Here is an 18,773-nt window from a genome sequence, read left to right as displayed (position 1 = left end):
GGAGCGGTACCACGCCACCGCTACGACGCCTTCTTCTTGCGGGGCGCCCGCTTCTTGCCGCCCTTGGCCGCCTTCGCGTCGACCAGCGCGACGGCCTGCTCCAGCGTAATCGCGTCCTTGTCCATGTCCTTCGGGATGGTCGCGTTCGTCTTCTCGTGCTTGACGTACGGCCCGTAGCGGCCCTCGAACACGTCGATGGGCTTGCCTGAGACCGGGTGAGCGCCGAGCGTCCGGAGCGGGGCCGCCTTCTGGCGCTTCTGGGCGATCAGCTCCAAGGCCCGGTCGAGCTGGACCGTCAGGACGTCGTCGCCGTCGGCCGGCTTGAGGCTGGCGAAGGTCCGCTCGTGCTGGACGTAGGGCCCGTAGCGGCCGATGTTGGCCTTGATCTCGTTGCCCGTCTCCGGGTGCAGCCCGAGCGTCCGGGGCAGGTTGAGGAGCTGGACGGCCAGGTCGAGGTCGACGTCGCCCGGCTCCGTCCCCTTGGGGAGCGATGTCCGCTTGGGCTTGGTCTCCTCGTCGTCGCCGAGCTGGACGTAGGGGCCGTAGGGCCCGGACTTGAGCAGGACCGGCATCTCGGCCGTCGGGTGGATGCCCAGCGGGCGCTCGTCGTCGTTGGCGTCGATAAGCGCGGCGATGTCGGCCTCGGTCAGGTCGGCTGGGGCCGCCTCGGGCGGGAGCGACGCCGTGCTCCCGTCGGGCGCCGCCGCGTACGGCCCGTAGCGCCCGACGCGGACCTCGTAGTCGCCCCACTTGACGTGGCGCATGGTCGAGATCTCCCTGGGATCGATGGTCTCGACGCCCTGCTCGATCCGCTTCTCCAGGCCCTCCGGCCCATTGAAGAATCGCTCGAGGTACGGGACCCGATCCTCGCTTCCGCCAGCGATCTCGTCCAGTTCCTCCTCCATCCGCGCCGTAAAGTCGGTGTCGACCAGGCGCTCGAAGTTTTTGGCGAGCAGGTTCGTCGTCGCCATGCCCGTGAAGGTGGGCACCAACTGGTTCTTGTCCCGGATCACGTAGCCGCGCCGGACGACCGTGTCGATGATCGAGGCGTAGGTGGACGGCCGCCCGACGCCCGCCTTCTCCAACGCTTGAACGAGCGAGGCGTCGGTGTACCGCGCTGGCGGCTTGGTCTCGTGGCCGACCGCCTCGACGGCCCTCGCGTCGGGCGTGTCGTCGACGGCGAGCGGCGGGAGGGGGCTGTCGCGGTCGTCGAGCGCCGCGCTCGGGTCGTCCTTGCCCTCGACGTAAGCCCGGAAAAATCCGGGGAACTCGATGACCTGACCGTTGGCTCGGAACGTGCTCTCGTCGTCGGTGCCCTCGGCGGCCAGGATGGTGGCGCGCGTGCGGAGGAGGCGGGCCTCGGCCATCTGGCTGGCGACGGTCCGCTTCCAGATGAGGTCGTAGAGCTTGGCCTCGTCGCCCGAGAGCCGGAGCTCGTCGCGCGTCTTCATCTGGGTGCCGGCCGGGCGGATGGCCTCGTGGGCCTCCTGGGCGTTGCGGACCTTGCCCGAGAACTGGCGGGGCTTGGGCGAGAGGTACTCCTTGCCGTAGCGGGCCTCGACGGCGCCGCGCGCCGCGGCGATGGCCTCCGACGACAGGATCGGCGAGTCCGTCCGCATGTAGGTGATCAGGCCCTGCTCGTAGAGCTTCTGGGCCGTCTGCATCGTCCGCCGGGCGCTCATCCCGATCTTCCGGTTGGCCTCCTGCTGCAACGTCGACGTGATGAACGGGGCGGCCGGCGAGCGGCGGGCCTTTTTCTGCTCGACCTCCGACACGCGCCACGCCGCGTCCTTGAGCCGGCCCGCGAGCGCCGTCGCCCGGTCCTCACCGAGGACGAGCGCGTCGCTCTTCTCCAGCAGCTTGCCCGTCTTCTCGTCGAAGTCCTTGCCCGTCGCCAGCCGCTCCTCGCCCAAGTGCGTCATCTTGGCCTCGAAAGCGACGCCCTTCTGCGCCAGCGTCGCCGCGAGGTCGAAGTAGCTGGCCGAGACGAAGTCGAGCCGCTCCCACTCGCGCTCGACCAGGACGCGGACGGCGACCGACTGGACGCGCCCGGCCGACAGCTTGGGCGCGATCTTTTTCCACAGCACCGGCGAGACGGAGTAGCCGACCAGGCGGTCGAGCACGCGCCGGGCCTCCTGGGCATCGACCAGCCGGGTGTCGAGCTCGCGGGTCTCGTCGAGCGCCTTGAGGATGGCCTCCTTGGTGATCTCGTGGAACACCATCCGCTTGACGGGCACCTTGGGCTGGAGCACCTCCAACAGGTGCCACCCGATGGACTCGCCCTCGCGGTCCTCGTCCGTCGCGAGGTAGAGCTCGTCGGCGTCCTTGAGCGCCTCCTTGAGCGCCTTGACCGTCTTCCGCTTGTCGGCCGGGACGACGTAGAGCGGCGTGAACCCGTCGGCGACGTTGACGCCGAGCCGGGCCCACTTCTCTTTCTTGACCTTGGCCGGGATCTCGGCCGCCGACGACGGGAGGTCGCGGACGTGGCCCATCGAGGCCTCGACCTGGTAGCCGGCGGGCAGGAACTTGCGGATCGTGCGGGCCTTGGTGGGGGACTCGACGACGACGAGGCGCTTCATAGTAGAGGGGTAGGCCAGGGACCGAACGGACCGGGCAAGCTAGCGTCCGCCAGTGACGGCCCTCCGGCACCGCGTGCGCCGGAAGGAGGCGGGACCGCGTACGCTGGGGGCAGGCGGGCCCGCTACACGCGGCCCGGCCGTGCCCGTTCCGCCAGCACAGGAAGGGCGGAGGGAGGAGAGAGAGCTGGCCACTCATTCTCTCGTCCCCCTCCGCCCCGTCTCAACCTAGCCGTAGGTCGCCTCGAACCGGCGCATAAAGTCGACCAGCGCCTCGACGGAGGCGGGCTCGACGGCGTTGTAGATCGAGGCCCGGACGCCGCCGACGCTCCGGTGGCCCTTGAGCGCGAGCAGGCCCTCGCGCGCGGCGTCCTTGACGAACCGGGCTTCGAGCTCCTCGCTCGGCAGGCGGAACGTGACGTTCATGTGGGACCGGCTGTCCGGACGGACGGTCCCCCGGTAAAAGTCGCTGGCGTCGATGGCGCCGTAGAGCCGGTCGACCTTGGCCCGGTTCCGCTCGACCATGCCCGCGAGCCCGCCGTGGCGCTCGATCCACCCGAGCACCTTGTCGACGATGTAGACGGCGAACACGGGCGGCGTGTTGAACAGCTTCTTGGCGTGCGTCCCGTAGTCGAGCATCGTCGGCAGACCGGGCACGCGGGACTGGAGCACGTCGTCGCGGACGAGCACGGCCGTGACGCCGGCCGGGCCGATGTTCTTCTGGGCACCCGCGTAGATCAGCCCGTACCTCTTGGCGTCGATGGGCCGGCTCAGGAAGTCCGACGAGGCGTCGCACACGAGCGGCACGTCGACGATGGGCTCGTCCCTGAACTGGGTCCCGTAGATCGTGTTGTTGCTCGTAAAGTGGAGGTAGGCCGCGTCGGGGTCGACCTGCCAGTCGGAGGGGCGTGGGATGAACGTGTAGTCGGCGTCGGCGCTGCTGGCGGCGACCGAGACGCGGGCGCCGCGGTCCCGGGCGACGGTCTCGGCCTCGGTGGTCGCGTTCGAGCTCCACGTCCCCGTGTCGAGGTAGCTGGCGACGCCGCCGGCCGGCAGCAGGTTGAGCGGGACCTGGTGGAACTGCATCGAGGCCCCGCCCTGGAGCATCAGCACGTGCCAGTCGTCGCCCAGCCCGAGCAGCGACTTCAGCCGGGCCGTCACGCGCTCGTGGATCGCGGTGTAGGTCGGCGAGCGGTGGCTGATCTCGACGACCGACGCGCCGACGCCGGCGAACGCGGGGAGCTCGTCGCGGACCTCCTCCATGACCTCGGTCGGAAGCGCGCCGGGGCCGGCCGAGAAGTTGTGCTGGCGCCGGTCGAGGTCGGCGGGCGGCGTGTCGGGGCTGGCGGGGGTCATGGTGGGCCGGTGTGGACGGGTGGACCTGTGGACTCGTGGACCTGGGATCGGTTCACGTCCACCGAGCGGAGGCGCACGGGCCCACACGTCTGCGGGTCCACTCAGCCACACTCGGCCCTCCGGGTGTCCATGATCTGGACGATCTGCCAGCCGTCGTCGCCGAGCGCGAGCACGAAGGCGTTCGTGCCGCAGTGGCTGAACTGGTCGCCCGCGTAGAACCGGTACGGCGTCCAGGCGACCGCCAGCCCGTCGTCGATCATCACCGGGTAGCCCTCCTCGATTCGCTCGTCGAGCAGGACGGGCGCCCCGGCGACGGCGCCGAGGAAGGCGTCGAGGGGCGAGGCCTCGACCGACCGCGTGCCGTCCCGGTGGGCCGCCGTCATGAGGCGGGCCTCGGGGTGGAGCGTGGCGCGGATGGCCGTCGTGTCCTTCGCCCGCATCCCGTCGAACAGGTCGGCGATGACGGCGCGGACGGCCGCGTCGGCGTCGGTCTGGGCGGAGGCGGGGACGGCGACGAGGAGGAGGGCAAGGGCGAGCAGGCGCATGACGGCAGCGGCGGGGAGCCGCCAGTCTACGACGCGAGCCGAGCCCCGCTCTGCTCGCCCGGGGTTGCCGCCAGGGCGAGCGCACGCTACTGATCTCCGGCCCGACCCCCCGTCCGAGCGCCCATCGCTCCGCTCAGCGGGCGCTCAGACTGTCCCCCTTGAAGGGGGACAGCTTTCTGAGTCTGGGAGCGCAGCGACCGGCCAGAAAGCGGGGGGTCCGGGGCGAGCATGCGGTCGCCCTGGGGTTGCCGCGCTGCCTTCTTATACGGGATCGCGGAGAAAGCCGTGCACTCTCCTACGAGGTCCCCTCTCCCCGAGGGAGAGGGACAGGGTGAGGGGGAATCGGGAGGAGCACTCATGCACAGCGAACTCTCCGACTCCGTGTTACGTCGCGGTCGTCACGGGCACGCCACCGGCGTGCCCCTACACGGTCTTGGCGATCTCCTCGGCCGCGCCGGCGTCGGGCCGGCTCGGCTCGACGGTCTCGCGGACGGGGGCCGGGACGCCCTTCGCCCTCGCCTCCAGCTCCTCCCGGACGAACCGCTGCATCCGCTCCATCGCCGTGTGCGCGAACTTGAGCTGGAGCCGCCGCCCGAACAGCTTGAAGCCGACCCGGTAGAACGGGTTGCGGATCCGGTCCGGCTTCGAGAAGGCGTCGATGTGGAACTCGACGGCACCCGTGGCCTCGGTCTTGCGGACCTCGAACGTGATCTGGCCCCGCTCGAAGTGGCCCTCCATCGTCGCGTAGTCGAACCCGTAGACGTGCACCGGCCCGCCGTCGGTCTTGCGCACCTCGTCGATCTCGCGCCCGACGCGGACGCCGAACCAGAACGTGAACCCGAGGAACCGGGCCCGGAGCAGCATCGGCCGGCCGGCGACGGGCTCGTCGGGCGAGAAGATGCCCGTGATGAGCCCGGGGTCGGGGAAGGCGTAGTTCCGCGCCAGGTCGCAGGCGACGGCCCAGGACGCGCGCGCGTCGTCGGGCGGGAGCGGCGGGCCGGGCGGCTCCGGGACGAGCTCGGCCTGGTGGTGGTCGAGCCGCCAGCCGTCGGCCTCGGAGTACTCGTGGTCCTCGGACAGCTCGAAGTTGTAGCGCGCCTGGCGGACGGCGTCCAAGCGCGACTCGTAGCGGCGCCAGTCGGGCCGGCGGGGGACGGCGCGGGACAAGAGGTCAGCCATCGTCTTCGGGGTCGTCGGGGTCCGCCTCGCGCTCGGTGAGCACCTGGACCTCGGCCATCTTCTGCCCGCCGCAGTCGTCGGCGACGCGCTCGCAGAAGAACGTCCACATGGCCTGCTGGGCCTTCTTGGCGAGCCCGAGCTCGTCGTAGACGAAGTCGACGGCGCCGTCGCGGCTCCGGGCCCACGACTCGATCGAGAATCGGAGGGCGCCGGGTGCGGCCGGGTGCTCGGCCGCTTGGAACCGGATCTGGCCGGCCTCCATGTGGCCCTGGAGCGTCGCCAGCGTGAACCGGGTCGGGGCGGCCTCGACCACGCGGACCGGCCCATCCCACGGCGACCGGATCTGGATGTCGTACTCGTCGCCGACGGCGAGCGCGCCCTCGGCCCCCTTCGACTTTTTGAAGACGGCGATCTCGTCCGGCACGTAGGCCTGAATGTCGGCCCCGATGCAGGCGACGAGCTCGGCCGGCGACTTCGTGGCGTGCTCGACGTCGACCTGGTAGCGCCGGTGGAACCGGGGGCCGACGCCCTCGGCCTCGGGCTGGAGGCCGGGCGTGTCGGTGGCCGAGGGCGTGACGGGCGGGCGCGGGGCGCGGGCCACCTCGCGCTCGACGGCGCGGACGGGGTAGCCCCACCGCTTGAGCAGCCACGCGCCGAGCGCGGCGCCGGCCGTGAGCGAGGCGGAGCTGATGAGGACGGCGCGGGTTCGTCGGGTCATGGGGGCTCAACGCCCGAGACGGCGATGAAGCTCCCCCTTCCTCGAGAGAGACCGCGCTTTCCGGGCCGGCCGTCGATGCGTGATCCGTGATGCGTGACACTCATCGGGGAAAATCACGCATCACGAACCACGCATCCGCTCTGAGGTCAGGCATCAGAGGAAACACGGGGCCCGTCTAATCGCGGCTCATAAACAGGCGGAGGACGTACCAGAACATGAGGGCCACCGACGCGAACAGCTGGAGCGACGCGGCGACGTAGCGGTCCTCGGGGAAGTCGTGGAGCACCTTCGACGTGTCGTAGAGGATCGCCGCGCCGGCCAGCCCGATCATCGCGACGGAGAACCACGTGCCCAGGTTGAACCCGAACAGCACGCCGGCCACAATGGCCACGAGTGCGAGCACGAAGGCCCACTTCAGGATGCCGCCCAGGAACGAGAAGTCTTTGCCGGTAAAGAACACGATGGCCGTCAGCGCCGAGAAGCCCAGCAACGTGACCCAGGCCGCGCTCGCGATCACGCCGCCGCCGACCGAGTACTCGGCCATCACGAGCAGCGGCACGAAGATGACGGCCTGGGCCAGCACGAACGCGCCGAGCGCGCCGTACTGCGACGCCTTCGACTCGGCCCGGATCGCGGCGCTCGACGCGAACCAGCTCACGATCATGAACCCGCCGAGCACGAGCAGCCAGTTGACGCCGAGCATCGCCTCGGCCATCGGGATGGCGAGCCCGGAGGTGAAGAAGAAGACCTCGATGAGCGCGAACAGCAGGATGGCGCCCAGGAGGTGCGCGTAGGTCCGCGTCAGGAACGCGGCGCGCGCGGAGTCGCCGAGCGCGGCGACGGGGGTGCGGTAGAGGGTGTCCATTTGGGGGGGAGTGTCTGACGGGGAGGAAAACGCCGGGCGGGGTGCAAACGTGCGGGGCCGTCAAGCGTTCACCAAACGAGCGTGGTGGAACAGGTCGAGGGCCGGATCGGATTCGTCAAGAAGCGTGCGGGCCGCGAGACTCCCGAACCGGAGGGCGTAGGCCATCCCGTGGCCCGTGAAGCCGGCGGCGAAGCGGGCGCCCGGGACGCCGGGGACGGCGCCGAGCACGGGCAGGCCGTCGGGGCTGAACCCCATCGGGCCGGACCACCGGCGCTCGACGGGCACGTCGGCGAGCGACGGGAAGTGAGTGGCGAGGTAGCGGGCGAGGTCGGCCTGGAGAGCGTCGGTCGTCGCGTCGTCGGGGCCGACCTCGGCGTCGCGGTGGAGGTGGCGGGCGCCGCCCAGCAGGACCCGGCCGTCGGGCCGCTGGCGGAGATAAAAGTAGCCGTCGTGCGAGTAGACCGGCGCCGCGAGCGTCGGGGGCGCGGGCGCCGTCGCCAGCATCTGGGCGCGGACCGGGCGGACGACGTCGGCCAGCGTCGGCAGAAGCTGCGGGAGGAAGGCGTTCGTGGCCACGAGCACGCGGTCGGCCACCACTTCCCCTCCCCCGTCGGCCGCCAGACGGACCCGCCCGCCCTCGGACTCAACGGCCGTCGCCCGCCAGCCCTCGACGACCTCGGCGCCGCTCTCGGCCGCGAGCGCCCGCACCAGCCGCGCCGGGTCGATGACGCCGCCCGTCGGCACGACGAGGAGGCCGTGGTAGCCGGCGCTCCCCAGGTGTGCGTTCGCAGCGGGCCCGTCCAAGAACCTCGTCTCGACGCCGTCCTCGGACAGGAGCGCGCGCGAGCGTCGGAGCCGGTCGGCCTCGGCGTCGGTGCCGGCGGCGATCACGCTGCCCGTCGCCTGGAAGCCCACGTCGTGCCGGGCGCCGACCTCGGCCGACAACTCGTACGCCTCGCGCGTGAACGCCCAGATCCGCCGGGCCGCGTCGCGCCCGTGGGCGTCGACGGCCGAGGTGTAGTCGGACACCGTGCCGAGGAGCAAAAAGCCGGCGTTGCGGCCGCTCGCGCCGAACGCCAGCCGCTCGGCCTCCACGATCACCACGCGGAGATCGGGCGCGAGCCGACCGAGCGCCCACGCCGTCGCCGTCCCAATGACGCCGCCGCCCACGACAGCGACGTCGGCCTCGATCCGGGGCGTCCGTTGCCAGAGCGAGACCGTCGCCACTACGCCCGGACGTCGACGACGACGCGGCCCACGGTGTCTCCGTCGACGATCCGGCCGGCCCACTCGACCAGGTCGTCCAGCCCGATCACGGTTTTCTCGACCGCCGCGAGGTGGCCGGCGGCCGCGGCGTCGGCGAGGCGGCCCCACGCCCGCTCGCGGAGGTCGGGCGGGGCCGTGTTCGAGTCGATGCCGGCGAGCGTGACGCCGCGCAGGATGAACGGGAAGACCGTCGTCGCGAGGTCGGGCCCGCCAGCCAGCCCGCACGCGGCGACGCAGGCGTGGCGCCGGGCCTGGGCGAGGAGCGCCGCCAGCGTCGTCCCCCCGACCGAGTCGACGGCGCCGGCCCAGACGCCTTTTTGCAACGGCGGATCGGACGCCTCGGCGAGCGTCTCGCGGCCGACGATCTCGGCCGCGCCCAGGGCGCGGAGGTAGTCGTGCGCGCTCGCGGTCCCCGTCACCGCCGAGACCTCGTGGCCGGCCGCCGCCAGCAGCGCCGTCGCCATCGACCCGACGCCGCCGGAGGCGCCCGTCACGGCGACCGGGCCGCCGCCAGGCGCCACGCCGTGGGCCTCGAGCGCGAGCACGCTCAGCGCCGCCGTGAACCCGGCCGTCCCGATCCACATGGCGTCCTCCGCCGACAGCCCGTCGGGCAGGCGGACGAGGTGCTCGGCCGAGGCGCGGGCCCGCTCGGCGTAGCCGCCCCACCGGTCCTCGCCGGTCCCCCACCCCGTCAGCACGACGCGGTCGCCCGGCGCCCAGTCGTCCGACGCAGACTCGGCTACGGTCCCCGCCAGGTCGATCCCGGGCACGAACGGGAACGCGCCCCGGACGATCTTCCCGCGCCCCGTGATGGCCAAGCCGTCCTTGTAGTTGAGACTCGAATGGGAGACGTCGACGAGCACGTCACCGCCGGGAAGGTCGGCCTCCGAAACGTCGGTGACGGCGGCGGAGAGGTCGGGCGACCGGGTGAGCAGGAGCGCGCGCATGGCGGGGCGGCGGGGACGGACAAAAAAAGGGCGCCCCGGCCTCGTTGACCGGGGCGCCGTACGGCGGACGACGCGCGCTACAAGATGAACGCGACGACGAACAGGATGACCGCGGCCACCAGGGCGATCTTCGCGAAGTTGGCCGACAAGCCGGCCACGCCTCGGAAGCCCAGGAGCGCTGCGATGAGCGCCACGACGGCGAGGACGATAAAGATGGAGAAGAGGCTTTCGGCCATGGGAGAGGCTGGGGAGTGAGGGCCCCTTGCACGTCGCCACCTCTCAGGAAGTTGCCTAGACCCGGAAGCGCTCCCGGGCACCCCGCCCGACGGCTCCCGTACCTTCGCCGCTCATCCGCCCCGCCCATGACCGACACGCCTCTCCAGACCACCCCGCTCCACGGCCGCCACCTCGCGCTCGGCGCCAAGATGGCCCCGTTCGGCGGGTTCGACATGCCGATCCAGTACGCCGGCATCCTGGACGAGCACCGGGCCGTGCGCACGGCAGCCGGCCTGTTCGACGTGAGCCACATGGGCGAGTTCAGGGTCCGCGGCCCGCAGGCGCTCGACCTCGTCCAGGCGCTGGTCACGAATGACGTCTCGGCGCTCGACAACGGCCGGGCCCAGTACGCCGTGCTCTGTCACGACGGCGGCGGCGCCGTCGACGACCTGCTCGTTTACCGGATCGCGCCCGACGACGTGCTCCTCGTGGTCAACGCGGCGAACATCGCGACCGACTGGGCCCACGTCTCGGAGCACGCCGCCCGGCTCGGCTTGGACGCCGAGCTGGCCGACGAGTCGGACGACTGGGCGCTCCTGGCGCTCCAGGGGCCGACGGCGTTCGACGTGTTCCAAGCGGCCACCGGGCTCGACGCCTCCGACCTCCCGTTCTACCGCTTCCGGGTGATGGAGCCCGGCGCGCTGCTCGGGGCCGACCGCGCCATCGTGTCCCACACCGGCTACACGGGCGAGCGCGGGATCGAGCTCTACCTCTCGCCGGACGCCGCCGGCCGTGCGTGGGACGCGCTCGTCGAGGCCGGGGCGACGCCCGCCGGGCTGGGCGCTCGGGACACGCTCCGGCTCGAGGCCGGCTACTGCCTCTACGGCCACGAGCTCGACCGCGACACGACGCCGCTCGACGCGGGTCTGGGCTGGGTCGTCAAGCCCGACGCGGGCGACTTCGTGGGCCGCGACGCGCTCGTCCGCCAGAAGGCGGCCGGGGTCGAGCGCCGCCTGGTCGGGCTCGTCGTCGAGGGCCGGGGGATCCCGCGCGCCGGGCACGCCATCGTCGACGCCGACGGGGTCGAGATCGGCGTGGTCACCAGCGGCAGCCAGTCGCCGACGTTGGGACAAGGCATCGCCCTCGGGTTCGTCCCGAACGACCCGGCGGCGACGGCGCCCGGCACGGCACTCGGCATCTCGGTACGGGGGCGCGTGCTGCCGGCCGTCGTCGCGAAGCCGCCGTTCCACAAGGGCTCGTGAGCCTGTCGGTCGCCCTCCACCCCGGCGGTCTCGACCCGGAGTCGCTCGACGGCCGGGCCGTCGTGGTGGTCGACGTGCTGCGGGCGTCGACGACGATCGTGACGGCGCTGGCGAACGGGGCCCGCGCCGTGATCCCCGTGGCCGACGAGGGCGAGGCCGGCCGGCTCGCGGCCACGCTCGACCGCGAGGCGACGGTGCTGGGCGGCGAGCGCGGCGGGCGCCAGCTCGCCGGCTTCGCGCTCGGCAACTCGCCCTCGGCCTACACGCCCGACGCCGTGGCGGGGCGGACCGTCGTGCTGACGACGACGAACGGGACGGCGGCGCTCGTCCGCGCGAGCGGCGCGGCGCGGCTGGCCGTCGGCGCGCTCGTCAACGCCGCCGCCGCCGCCGTCTGGCTGGGCCGGGCGCTCGACGACGGGCTCGACGCGACCGTCGTCTGCGCCGGCTGGCAGGGCCGCGTCGCCTTGGAAGACGCCCTGTGCGCCGGCCTGCTCGTCGACCGCCTGGTCGGCCACGACCGCGCCGAGCCGCTCGACGACGGGGCCCGGATCGCGCTCGGCCTGTACCGCGGCGCCCGCGACGACCTCGCCCGCGCCCTCTTCGGCGCCGACCACACGCGCCGGTTGGTGGCCTTGGGCGCGGGCGACGACGTGGCCGCCTGCGCCCGGCTCGACACGCTCGACGTGGTGCCGGTGTACCGCGACCGCCAGCTGGTGGCGGGCCAGGTCTGAGCGGCCTCGCCGGGGGTCCGCCGGCGCGTCGTACCTTCGCACAGCCTCCACGCCGTCGGCGTGGGGCGTCGCTCGGCCGTTCGTCCCCCCACGTCCGTGAGCAGCACCCGATCCCGAAGCAAGAAGAAGCCCTCCGCCAAGGCCGGCGGGTTCTCGCAGCAGCGCAAGCGCGAGATCCTGGGCATCCTCCTCCTGGCCCTCGCCCTGCTGGCGGGGCTCGCCGTCGTGACGTACTCGGCGGCCGACGACGGCCGGCTGGCGACCGAGAACTGGGACCACTTGGTCGACCCCGGCGACAACCGGTTCGACAACCTGCTCGGGTTCGTGGGCGCGACGCTGGCGCGGGCGCTCGTGTCCGGGCTCGTCGGGTACCCGGTGTTGCTGCCGATCGCGGCGCTGCTGGCGTGGGGGTGGGTCCTGCTCCGCCAGAAGACGCCGGTCTTCCTGCCCACGCTGACGGGGCTGTCGCTGGCGGGCGCCCTGTTCCTGGCGTGCTTTTTCGGCTGGTTCGACGCCCAACTCGACACCGACCTCGCGGCCTGGAGCGGCGACCTCGGCCTGGGCGTCGCCGGGTGGCTGACGAGCATCCTGAAGCCGGTCGGGTCGTTCATCGTGCTCCTGGTGTCGGTCGTCGTGGTGGCCCTGCTCGTCTACGACCGCGACATCCAGACGTCGCTGGACCGGGCCGAGGGCGCCGTCACGAGCCTGAAGAGCGGGATCGCCGAGTCGTGGGCCGACTACCGGGCCGGGGCCGCTGAGCGGAAGCAGCTCCGCGCGAACGCCCGGGAGGAAGCGCGCACCGAGCGCGAGACCAAGCGGGCCGAGGCGGAGAAGGAGAAGGAGCAGAAGAAGGCGGCCACCCCGCCGACCAAGCCCTCGCGCCCCGAGCCGAGCCGGCCGGAGCCCGCCCGAGCCGAACCCGCACGCTCGGAGCCCGCCGCCCCGTTCGCGGCCGTCCCGCCCAAGCCGGCGCCGACACTGACGCCCGTGTTACCGGACGATCCCGACCCGGTCTTGGACGACCTCGTCGACGCCGAGCGGGGGCCGGGGCCGGCGTTCCACGTCACGGGACCCAAGGAAGAGGCGCCCGCCGACCTCGACGCCGCGCGCGGCGCGACGGCCGACGCCGCCTCGCTCCCCTACGCCTTCCCCTCGATCGAGCTCCTGGAGCAGTCCGAGGGCGACCAGGAGGTCGACTTCGACGAGATCGAGGACAACAAGCAGGTGCTCCTCGACAAGCTCGAGACGTACAACATCCAGATCGACGCCATCGAGGCCGTCGTCGGGCCGACCGTCACGCGCTACGAGCTGACGCCGGCCCCGGGCGTCAAGATCAGCCGGATCACGGCGCTCGAAGACGACCTCGCGATGGCCCTCGCCGCGCCCGGCATCCGCATCATCGCGCCGATCCCGGGCAAGTCCTCCATCGGTGTCGAGATCCCGAACCGGACGCGCGAGATGGTCCGCCTCCGCCAGTTGCTGGCGACGGCCACGTTCCGCGACGCGGCGCGCGGGGGCAAGATGGCGCTGCCCGTGCCCATCGGCAAAACCATCGAGGGCGAGGTCTTTATCGAGGACCTCGCCAAGATGCCCCACCTGCTGGTGGCCGGGGCGACCGGCTCCGGCAAGTCGGTCGGCGTCAACGCGCTCATCGTGGGGTTGCTCTACGCCAAGCACCCGGCCGACCTCAAGTTCGTGATGGTCGACCCGAAGAAGATCGAGCTCAACGGGTACGCCGAGCTCCTCAACCACTTCTCGGCCATGCCCGAGGACTCGGACGACCCCATCATCACCGACTTCATGGAGGCCGCCGCCGTCTTGCGGTCGTGCGAGCGCGAGATGGAGATCCGCTACGACCTGCTGGCGGAGGCCGGCGTCCGCGGGATCGGCGAGTACAACAAGAAGCTGGCGGCCGGCAAGCTGGACGAGTTGGGCGACGCGCACCGCCACCTCCCCTACATCGTCGTCATCGTGGACGAGCTGGCGGACCTGATGATGACGTCGGCGAAGGAGGTGGAGGCGCCCATCGCGCGGCTCGCCCAGATGGCCCGGGCCGTCGGGATCCACCTGGTCCTGGCCACGCAGCGGCCGTCGGTCGACGTCATCACCGGCCTCATCAAGGCCAACTTCCCGTCGCGGATGGCGTATCAGACGTCGTCGAAGATCGACAGCCGGACGATCATCGACGGCGGCGGGGCCCAGCAGCTCGTTGGCAACGGCGACCTGCTCCACATGAACGGCTCCCGCCTGACGCGGCTCCAGGGCCCGTTCGTGAGCGTCGGCGAGGTCGACGCCGTGGCCGGGTTCATCGCGTCCCAGGACGGCGCCGGGCCCTACCTCCTGCCGCCGATGGACGCCGGCGGCGACGCGCCGAAGGGTTCGGCCGGCGACAGTTCCGAGGACCGCGACGACCTGTTCGAGGACGCGGCCAAGGTCATCGTCCGGAGCCAGCAGGGCTCGGTGTCGCTGTTGCAGCGCAAGCTGTCGGTCGGCTACACGCGCGCGGCGCGGCTGGTGGACCAGCTCGAAGACGCCGGCATCGTCGGCCCGTTCGAGGGGTCGAAGGCCCGCGACGTCCTGATCCCGGACGAGTTCGCGCTCGACGCCCACCTCAGCGGCCAGCCCGAGGACGAGTCGGCCGACGTCGAGGCGTAGGGCAACTCGCGCAAGCCGGCTTCGCAATCGACCTCTCCCCTTCGTCATCCCCGAAGGCGGGGACCCAGAGTGACGACTGCTGGAGTCACGACCCTTTCTTTGCTCGCGGCCGTGCCCCCCGTCCGTCCGCCCCTCGCTCCGCTCAACGGGCGGGCGGACTGTCCCCCTTCAAAGGGCAGGGCTGCTGAGTTCTGTCGATAGCAATCAGATCATAGTCGTCATTGGCTGGCGCCGTCGCTTCGCGGTCCCGCGCACGCGGGAATCGATGCGGCCCTCGTGTCCGGCGAGCGGCCCCGTATGGGTCCCCGCCTTCGCGGGGATGACTATCGTTGTTGTGTGCTCGATTCGTGGGCACGGTTAGAACGTAGCGACCCTGCCTTCAAGGGGAACAGCTCCCCGGCCTGGGAGCCCTTCGGCTCCGCTCGGGACAGGCTCCGCGACCGGAAGGGGAACGGGGGGGGCGGCCCACGAGCAACCTGACACCACTCCAGCGCGTCCCTCAACCCAGCCGTCATTCCCGCGTGCGCGAGGATGACATCCGGGGGGAAAGGAGCCTTCGAGAGCGGGAGGTCCCTCCCGCAGGGTGCCCGGACAACGGAGCGGGGCCGGGCGTCCCACCACAGGCACCCGGCCCCGCAACGCCCCGGCCGGGTGGGCGCGGGGCGATAGAGACATGGTACGCCGAGAGTTCCGAACCCCGCCGGCCCCATCCGAGACTCAGGCGAAGAACTAGACGAGGCCCCGCTCGAAGGCGGCCCGGACGGCCTGGGCCCGGCTGTGGACCTGGAGCTTGGCGTAGAGGTTCTTGACGTGCGACCGGACCGTGTGCGGGCTCACGCCGAGCGCGTCGGCGATGGCGGCCTCGGTGTCGTCCTCGACGAGCCGCGAGAGGACGTCGGTCTCGCGCGGCGTCAGGCGGAGCGCGTCGGCGGCGGCGGCCGAGCGGCGGTCGGCGGCCTGCTGCTGGCGGACGTAGCCGAGCAGCTTGCGCGCGACGAGCGGCGACGTCGGGGCGCCGCCCTGGGCGATCTCCTGGACGGCGCGGACGACGGCGTCGGGCCCGGCGTCTTTCAGGAGGTAGCCGCTGGCGCCGGCCTGGACGGCGGCGAAGATCTTGTCCTCGTCCTCGTAGACCGTCAGGATCAGGACCTCCATGCCGGCCCACGCCTTGGTGACCTCGGCCGTCGTCTCGATCCCGTCGCGGCCGGGCATCTCGATGTCCATCAGGACCACGTCGGGGAGCGGCGCGCCGGTCCGGCCGCGGACGGCGAGGTCGGCGAGGAACCCGTCGCCGCTCTCGGACACGAGCACCACCTCGACGTGGTCGTAGAACGCGAGCTGCTGGACCAGCCGCTCCCGCAGGCCGGCGTGGTCCTCGACGACGGCGACACGGATCGGGGTGGACATCGGGGCCAGGGTGCGAACGGGAAAGGTCGGGCGCGGGCGCGTCCCGTGCCCTCCCCTACGCCGGGGAGGGCCGCCGCTCGGAGGGGACCTCGACGGTGACGCACGTTCCGGCCTCGGTGTCGAGGCGCAGGGTGCCGCCGAGCGCCCTCGCGCGGGCGCGCATCGACCCGATCCCGAAGCCCGACAGGTCCCTGTCGTCGCCCGCGACGAACCGGCCGTCGTCGGCGACGACGAGCGTGGTGGAGCCGGCGGCAGCGCGGAGCGTGACCGTGAGCGACCGGGCGCCCGAGTGCTTGAGCGCGTTCGTGATGGCCTCCTGGGCGATCCGGAAAAGGCCGAGCGCGACGGCCGGCGGGAGCTCGTGCTCCGGCCCCCCCTCGCACCGGACCTCGACCTGGCCGATCCGCCCCTTGGCCGCCCGACGGGCGTAGGCGTCCAAGCGGTGGCAGAACGCGTCGGCCGTGAGCGCCTCGTCGTGGAGCGCCCAGATGGTCTCGCGGAGCTGGCGGATGGTCTCGCGGGCGTCCTCCTCGATGGTCTCGAGCGGGTCGGCCGGGACGCCGTCGCCGCCCGCGCGCCGGGCCAGCTTGGCCAGCTCGACGCCGGCCAGCAGCGACGACAGCTGGGCGCCCACGTGGTCGTGGAGGTCGCGGCTGATCCGCTCGCGCTCGGCCTGGACCCGGCGCCCGACTTCGAGCCGCTCGACCTGGCGGCGGAGCCGCCGCTGCGACAGGGTCCGGACGGCCGCCGCGAACCCGACGAGCCCGAGGGCCACCAGCATCCCCACCACCGACGGCCGCTCCCACCACTGGGGGGCCACGCGGAGCGTCAGCCGCGCGGACGGCGACGCGGCCCCGTCTGGCCCGACCGCCCGCGCCTCGATCCGGTGCTCGCCCGGCCCGAGGTCGGAGAACACGACGCGCTGCTCGGGCCCCGTCGGCTGCCACGGCCCCTCGCCCACCCGGTACTCGACGCCGGCCGCGGCTCGGTAGAACAGCGCTGCGAACGCGATCTCGACGCGGTGCCGGCCCGGTGGCAGGTCCACCGCCCGGCCCTCCAGCGGGGTCCCCGCCAGCGACCGGGCCCGGTCGTCGACGCGCAGGCCGAGCAGGGCCATGCGCGGGGCCGTCGTGACGTCGGGGAGCCGGCGGAGGTCGACGGCGACGACGCCGGCGGTCGTCGCCAGGAACAGGCGGTCGGCGTGGCGGGCGTAGGTGGCGGCGTTGATCGACGCGCCCTCGGCCGGGCCGAGCAGGACGGCGCCCAGCGACCGGACCCGGTCGCCCTCGACGTGGTAGAGCCCCCGGTCGCCGACGGCGGTCACGCCCGGGACGCCGGGCCGCTCGAACACGGCCAGGATCCGCTGGCCCCCGAGCGCCTCCTCGCCCACCACCTGGACCGACCGGCCATCGTAGCGGCCGAGCCCGCGGTCGGTCCCGAACCAGACGGCGCCGCCAGCCTCGGCCACCGAATAGACGGCCGACGACGGCAGCCCCTGGCGGCGACCCACCGTCGTCGTGCGCGTGCCGTGGATGAGGGTGGCGCCGTCGGAGCGGGTCAGCGCCCAGACGCCGCGCGGCGTCCGCACCAGGCCCTCGACCATGTCGGTCCCGAGCCGGTCCGCCCGGAGCGTGTCCAGGACCCGGCCGGCGACCCAGCGGACGACCCCGGTCCCGTAGCCCGACGCCCACAGCGTGTCCGTCCGGGCGTCCAGGCCCGAGACCCAGTTCGCGTCGTTGAGGACCGGGACCCGGGCCGACGTCATCGGGTCGGCGAGCCGGCCCGCCGAGGCGCCCGTCGAGACCATCAGCCCGGGCCGCGCCACGGCCACCTCGCGCAAGCCGACGCCGAACGACCGCGCGCGGACGTCGAGCGTCCGGGCGTCGATGCGGACGAGCCCGTCGGCGTCGGTGGCCCAGACGACGGCGCCGTCGACGGCGATCCGGGAGGCCGGCCGGTCGGTGAGGTGGGCGAGGTGGCGCCCCGCCAGCCGCAGCGCGCCGCCTCCGAACGTGCCGACCCAGACGGAGCCCTCGCGGTCCACCACGAGGTCCTGTCCGCGCGTCGCGCTCAGCCGGACGGGGCTCGCGCCCGGAGCGTCGGCGACCCAGACTCCGCCGTCGTCCCCGATCGTGTACACCTCGCCGCGCGCGCCCAAGGCCATCCGCCGTGCGTCGGCGGCGGCGTACACGGCCTCGGCCACGAACCGGTCGCGCTCGACCCGTCCGAGCGCGACCTGCTCTCGGCCGGCGAGGAACAGTCGGCCGTCATCGGCCGGCGAGACCCAGCGGGGGCCGGCCAGCGTCGCGGGCGTTCGGACCGGGACCGGGGCGCCTCGGCCCGGCGGGTGCCGCACCAGCTCCCACGGCCCGTCGTCCGTCGCCCTGAGCCGCCGCGAGATCAGGACCGACCCGTCGTCGAGCGGGAGAGCGCCGGACCACCCGTTGCCGGGCCCGGACTCGACCACGCGCCAGCCCTCCCCCTGCCGGATGGCGGTCCGGGTCCCGGTCCGGATCATCACGGCGCCGCCCGGGCCGGGCCCGACCGAGAGCACGGACTCGTCGCCGAACGGGGTGGACACGGCGACGAACGCCGCGCCCTCCGAGCGGGCGAGCCCCGCGAACGTGCCCACCCACAGCGTCCCCTCGCCGTCCTCGCCGACGGCGTAGACGAACGGGTCCGGCAAGCCGTCGTCGGCGGTGAACGTCAGGACGTGGCGGCCGTCGTAGCGGGCGAGCCCGGCGTCGGTCCCGAACCACAGGAAGCCGTAGCGGTCCTGGAAGACGGCCTGGACGTAGTCCGACGGCAGCCCGTCTGCGCGCGTGAGCGTGTCGAACGCCGGCTGGGCGTCCGCGCAAGCGGCCGCGAGGCTGAGGGCGAGGAGCGCGCGTCGGACGATGGTGGGGAGCGGCGAGGCGTCGGAGAAACTTAGCGTTAGGGACAGCGTGGCCACGGGCCTCCAGGCGTATCGGCCAGGGCGAGCGCATTCTCTTGAGTCATCGCTCCACCCTCCCCTCTCGTCATCCTGAGCATGTCATCCTGAGCGGAGC

At 72.9% G+C, this 18,773-nt stretch carries 14 protein-coding genes; 3 read left to right on the top strand and 11 right to left on the bottom strand.

The genetic code is table 11. The features are described 5' to 3' along the window. Positions 1 to 20 precede the first annotated feature (20 nt). The 9 genes from topA to ACOOHE_RS06750 form a co-directional block, all read right to left on the bottom strand. A complete protein-coding gene (topA, locus tag ACOOHE_RS06790; protein ID WP_420457049.1) occupies positions 21 to 2,579 on the bottom strand; it encodes a type I DNA topoisomerase in 2,559 nt (852 codons plus the stop codon). 225 nt (positions 2,580 to 2,804) lie between these two features. Further along, positions 2,805 to 3,932, bottom strand: a complete 1,128-nt coding sequence (gene serC, locus ACOOHE_RS06785) for a 3-phosphoserine/phosphohydroxythreonine transaminase (protein WP_420457048.1) — start codon at positions 3,930 to 3,932, stop codon at positions 2,805 to 2,807. 101 nt (positions 3,933 to 4,033) lie between these two features. Further along, complete coding sequence (locus ACOOHE_RS06780) at positions 4,034 to 4,477, bottom strand: nuclear transport factor 2 family protein (protein ID WP_420457047.1); 444 nt, start codon at positions 4,475 to 4,477, stop codon at positions 4,034 to 4,036. Between the two features lie 423 nt (positions 4,478 to 4,900). Further along, on the bottom strand, positions 4,901 to 5,656 hold the full coding sequence (locus ACOOHE_RS06775) for a DUF1990 family protein (protein ID WP_420457046.1): 756 nt from the start codon (positions 5,654 to 5,656) through the stop codon (positions 4,901 to 4,903). Next, positions 5,649 to 6,374: a hypothetical protein gene (locus tag ACOOHE_RS06770; protein ID WP_420457045.1), complete on the bottom strand. Its 726-nt coding sequence runs from the start codon at positions 6,372 to 6,374 to the stop codon at positions 5,649 to 5,651. Before ACOOHE_RS06770 ends, ACOOHE_RS06775 begins: the two co-directional genes overlap by 8 nt. 175 nt (positions 6,375 to 6,549) lie before the next feature. Further along, positions 6,550 to 7,239, bottom strand: coding sequence for a Bax inhibitor-1 family protein (locus tag ACOOHE_RS06765; protein WP_420457044.1), 690 nt, complete (start codon positions 7,237 to 7,239; stop codon positions 6,550 to 6,552). Between the two features lie 60 nt (positions 7,240 to 7,299). After that, positions 7,300 to 8,466, bottom strand: a complete 1,167-nt coding sequence (locus tag ACOOHE_RS06760) for an NAD(P)/FAD-dependent oxidoreductase (RefSeq protein ID WP_420457043.1) — start codon at positions 8,464 to 8,466, stop codon at positions 7,300 to 7,302. After that, the gene (locus ACOOHE_RS06755; protein ID WP_420457042.1) at positions 8,466 to 9,452 is read right to left on the bottom strand and encodes an MDR family oxidoreductase; all 987 of its coding nucleotides are present in this window, start codon (positions 9,450 to 9,452) and stop codon (positions 8,466 to 8,468) included. The genes ACOOHE_RS06760 and ACOOHE_RS06755 overlap by 1 nt, the downstream gene beginning before the upstream one ends. Positions 9,453 to 9,529: 77 nt before the next feature. Further along, positions 9,530 to 9,688: a DUF1328 domain-containing protein gene (locus ACOOHE_RS06750; protein ID WP_420457041.1), complete on the bottom strand. Its 159-nt coding sequence runs from the start codon at positions 9,686 to 9,688 to the stop codon at positions 9,530 to 9,532. Between the two features lie 126 nt (positions 9,689 to 9,814). Here ACOOHE_RS06750 and gcvT point away from each other — a divergent pair, with 126 nt between their 5' ends. From gcvT to ACOOHE_RS06735, 3 genes are all read left to right on the top strand, one after another. Then, positions 9,815 to 10,930, top strand: a complete 1,116-nt coding sequence (gene gcvT, locus ACOOHE_RS06745; protein WP_420457040.1) for a glycine cleavage system aminomethyltransferase GcvT — start codon at positions 9,815 to 9,817, stop codon at positions 10,928 to 10,930. Then, positions 10,927 to 11,661, top strand: coding sequence for a 2-phosphosulfolactate phosphatase (locus tag ACOOHE_RS06740; protein ID WP_420457039.1), 735 nt, complete (start codon positions 10,927 to 10,929; stop codon positions 11,659 to 11,661). The genes gcvT and ACOOHE_RS06740 overlap by 4 nt, the downstream gene beginning before the upstream one ends. 96 nt (positions 11,662 to 11,757) lie before the next feature. Then, a complete protein-coding gene (locus ACOOHE_RS06735) occupies positions 11,758 to 14,316 on the top strand; it encodes a DNA translocase FtsK 4TM domain-containing protein (RefSeq protein ID WP_420457038.1) in 2,559 nt (852 codons plus the stop codon). A 729-nt stretch (positions 14,317 to 15,045) separates the two neighbouring features. Here ACOOHE_RS06735 and ACOOHE_RS06730 read toward each other — a convergent pair. Beyond that, positions 15,046 to 15,723: a response regulator gene (locus ACOOHE_RS06730; protein ID WP_420457037.1), complete on the bottom strand. Its 678-nt coding sequence runs from the start codon at positions 15,721 to 15,723 to the stop codon at positions 15,046 to 15,048. A 55-nt stretch (positions 15,724 to 15,778) separates the two neighbouring features. Beyond that, positions 15,779 to 18,676 carry a two-component regulator propeller domain-containing protein gene (locus tag ACOOHE_RS06725; RefSeq protein ID WP_420457036.1) on the bottom strand — a complete coding sequence of 966 codons (2,898 nt, stop codon included), beginning with the start codon at positions 18,674 to 18,676 and terminating at the stop codon, positions 15,779 to 15,781. Positions 18,677 to 18,773 lie beyond the last annotated feature (97 nt).

Origin of the sequence: Rubrivirga sp. (genome assembly GCF_965213695.1) — a bacterium.
Taxonomy (GTDB): Bacteria; Bacteroidota; Rhodothermia; order Rhodothermales; family Rubricoccaceae; genus Rubrivirga.
This window is presented reverse-complemented; position numbering and strand designations above follow the sequence as displayed.

Coding starts and splice junctions, on each gene's coding strand:
- topA (WP_420457049.1), bottom strand. CDS start 2,579: ATGAAGCGCCTCGTCGTCGTCGAGTCCCCCACCAAGGCCCGCACGATC.
- serC (WP_420457048.1), bottom strand. CDS start 3,932: ATGACCCCCGCCAGCCCCGACACGCCGCCCGCCGACCTCGACCGGCGC.
- ACOOHE_RS06780 (WP_420457047.1), bottom strand. CDS start 4,477: ATGCGCCTGCTCGCCCTTGCCCTCCTCCTCGTCGCCGTCCCCGCCTCC.
- ACOOHE_RS06775 (WP_420457046.1), bottom strand. CDS start 5,656: ATGGCTGACCTCTTGTCCCGCGCCGTCCCCCGCCGGCCCGACTGGCGC.
- ACOOHE_RS06770 (WP_420457045.1), bottom strand. CDS start 6,374: ATGACCCGACGAACCCGCGCCGTCCTCATCAGCTCCGCCTCGCTCACG.
- ACOOHE_RS06765 (WP_420457044.1), bottom strand. CDS start 7,239: ATGGACACCCTCTACCGCACCCCCGTCGCCGCGCTCGGCGACTCCGCG.
- ACOOHE_RS06755 (WP_420457042.1), bottom strand. CDS start 9,452: ATGCGCGCGCTCCTGCTCACCCGGTCGCCCGACCTCTCCGCCGCCGTC.
- ACOOHE_RS06750 (WP_420457041.1), bottom strand. CDS start 9,688: ATGGCCGAAAGCCTCTTCTCCATCTTTATCGTCCTCGCCGTCGTGGCG.
- gcvT (WP_420457040.1), top strand. CDS start 9,815: ATGACCGACACGCCTCTCCAGACCACCCCGCTCCACGGCCGCCACCTC.
- ACOOHE_RS06730 (WP_420457037.1), bottom strand. CDS start 15,723: ATGTCCACCCCGATCCGTGTCGCCGTCGTCGAGGACCACGCCGGCCTG.